This is a genomic window from Pontibacterium sp. (assembly GCF_041587635.1).
GTDB lineage: Bacteria > Pseudomonadota > Gammaproteobacteria > Pseudomonadales > Balneatricaceae > Pontibacterium.
In genome coordinates, this window is record NZ_JBFGYC010000476.1 from 1 (window position 1) to 3,149 (window position 3,149).

General features: G+C 51.3%; 1 protein-coding gene and 1 pseudogene. Both read right to left on the minus strand.

Annotated features, from left to right (window positions below):
* A pseudogene (locus tag ABYW01_RS17715) lies at positions 1 to 710 on the minus strand (type I secretion system permease/ATPase); the annotation flags it as partial.
* Between the two features lie 387 nt (positions 711 to 1,097).
* Positions 1,098 to 3,149 (minus strand): indolepyruvate ferredoxin oxidoreductase family protein (locus tag ABYW01_RS17720; protein WP_372835344.1); only part of this gene is annotated, 2,052 nt, incomplete at its 5' end.

The window sequence follows — 3,149 nt, forward strand, 5'->3', positions numbered from 1 at the left end:
ATAATCCGGACCGACAGGAGGATATCCACCCGCTTTCCGGCCAGATCGAGAAAGTATCCACGCATGGTTCGCAACGCCAGATCAGCAACCAGCACCACACCGATCCCAATCGCCAGCATCCACAAGGTTTCAATCGCGTGGTTGGGTACCACACGGTCATACACATTCATAGCAAACAACGGCAATGCCAGTGCAAACAGATTGATAAAAAATGCCGCCAGCAACACATCTCTATAGAGTCCCAGGTTCTCCCCCATAGCACTCCAGAACCAATGGCCTTTTGACGCTTCACTTATATTCGAGGTACGGGAATCAAAACGAAATTTTGGCCGGGCATAGATCACCAACCCGGTGTAACTGTCGCTTAATTGGGAAACAGGAATTTCTTCGACGGTATCGGACAATTCGGGGAAGATGACGTGAGCATGACGTTTATCTTCACTCCATCCCATCAATACACAGGCATCGTCTCCGTCCATCAGTAATACCGCAGGAAGCGCCCGTTCACGCACATGCATCAGCGGCTTACTCAGCACTTTACTGACAAGACCCGCACGTGCAGCCGCCCGCCCAAATAAAAAGGGTGTGAGATGCGCTTGCTCAAGAGGCAATCCCGATACCAGAGACTCACGGTTAACACTCTCACCGTGAAATGCACTCAGGACCAGCAGACACTCAAGCAAAGAATCGATGTCCATCTTTGCGTCCATAGCCACTCCTGTTTAAATGGCCACAGCTCCTCATTCACAAAATGTGACCATCCCTGTCAATCTAGCTGAACATTCGACAGAATATAAAACGTTCACTAAAGAATAATTTTCATACAGAAACTACGCAAAAAACTGGAATAAGTGGCGTTTTCTGCCTGTTTTTCACCCTAATATGCCATCAATAATGGTGAGAATAGTTTTTACACCCCGCGTATCAGTACCCATTAAAAACTGTAAACATACCCTTACAAGTCGCTGATAAGAGACAACTTACCCTTTCCAAAATCAACACAATCCGTTTGAATTCAACAAGCGTTTGCGTCATGGGCAGCACGCATAAAAAAGCCCCGCATATGCAGGGCTGGTATAGAGGATCAATCTATATGATCAATCAACCAATTCAGGTTCAACTATTTGCACCGCGTTAATCGTCTTCAACGGATTACGCATACGTTCGTCCACCAGTGCCCAGCGTTCATTCGCCAGTTTCAGGTTCTTTTCCTTCACATGACCAAAACCTTTAATCTGCAACGGTACGTTCGCGATCTCCACAGCGGTATCCAACGTATCAATTGAAAGCTCACGGATCAGGTTTTCAATCCGGCGACGATACTGCTTGATCAATGCCCGCTCCTCGCGACGCTCGGCACTGTAACCAAACGGATCCATCCAGCTACCACGCACACCTTTAAAGCCAGCAACGATCTGCAAGGCTTTATACATCCAGCCGCCGAACTCCCGCTTTTTCAACTGCCCTGTACGTGGATCTCGTTTTGACAACAATGGCGGAGCCATATGGAACTTCAATGTGAAGTCACCACTGAATTGGCGTTTAATATTCGCCAGCCACGCGCCATCGGTATACAAGCGCGCCACTTCGTACTCATCTTTGTAGGCCATCAGCTTATACAAACTACGCGCCACCGCTTCGGTCAGCCCAGTGCTATCCGGCGCGATTCGCTGCTCTGCCGCACGCACCTGATCCACCAGATAGGTGTACTGAGCGGAGTAGTTTGCACTCTGATACGCCACCAGATCTTTCGCCCGGCGCTTGATCAGTTGATCGACACTTTCTGACATCACCCGCCATTCCGGCGTTGGGAACCCCTGTTCCATCAGCTTTTCGATCTGCGCCGGATCATGGGCCATCAGGCGACCGAGCTTAAAGGCACGCAGGTTGTACGGTACGGCCACGCCATTTTTCTCGATAGCCGCTTCGATGGAGGCCAGTTTCACCGGCAACCAGCCCATCTGACAGGCATAGCCCAACAGCATAATGTTGGCACCAATGGTATCGCCGGTCAGGCGTTGCGCCACATCGGTGGAGTCAAAGAAATGTGCATTGCCGTCACCCGTAAAGCGGGTCAATGCAGCGCGCATATCATCCACAGGGATATGGAAATCACCGTCACGTGTGAAGGCACCGGTCACCGTTTCATGTTCGTTCACCACTGCGCGGGTAAAACCCTGACGCAATCGAGATAATCCTTCATCGCTGGAGCTGGTCACGATATCAGCGCCAATCAGCAGGTTTGCCTGTCCTGTGGATAAACGGGTCGATTTCAGTTCATCAACGGAGTTACCGATCTTCAGATGACAGTACACCGCACCAAATTTCTGCGCCATGCCGGTCAGGTCCAGTACCTGCGAGGCTTTCCCTTCCGCCTGAGCCGCATCACCCATGAGTGAGGAGATGGTGACTACGCCAGTGCCGCCGATACCGCATACCAATGCGCCGAACACCCCATCGGACTCTGCAACCTGGGGTTGTGGCAATGCATCAAACAAGGCATCGGACATCTCTACGCCTTTGCCTTTGGTCAGCTCGCCACCTTCGACGGTCACAAAGCTTGGACAGAAACCGTTCACGCAGGAGAAGTCTTTGTTACACGCGGATTGGTCGATCATCCGTTTACGACCCAACTCGGTTTCCAGTGGCTGCACCGACAAACAGTTCGACGCTTCACCACAATCACCACAGCCTTCACACAGGCGGTAGTTGATGTAGGCGCGTTTGGATGGATCTTCAGCACTGCCGCGTTTACGACGACGGCGCAGCTCCGTGGCACAGGTCTGCTCATAGATCAGCACAGTAACGCCGGAAATCTGCTGCAACTCTTCCTGCACTTTAATCAGGTCATCGCGGTGATAGAGCTGAGTATCTGGAGCAAATTCACTTTTGTTAAATTTGGACGGATCAGCACTCACCACAACAACCTTGGATGCACCTTCCGCTTTCAGTTCATGGGTGATCGCCTGCACGCTCAGCGGACCGTCATGGGGCTGACCACCGGTCATCGCTACGGCATCGTTGAAGAGTATTTTGTAGGTGATGTTCACGCCTGAAGCGATCGCCTGACGAATCGCGTTGGAACCGGAGTGGTAATAGGTCCCATCGCCCAAATTCACAAAGGCATGCTCCTGATCCACAAACGGTGC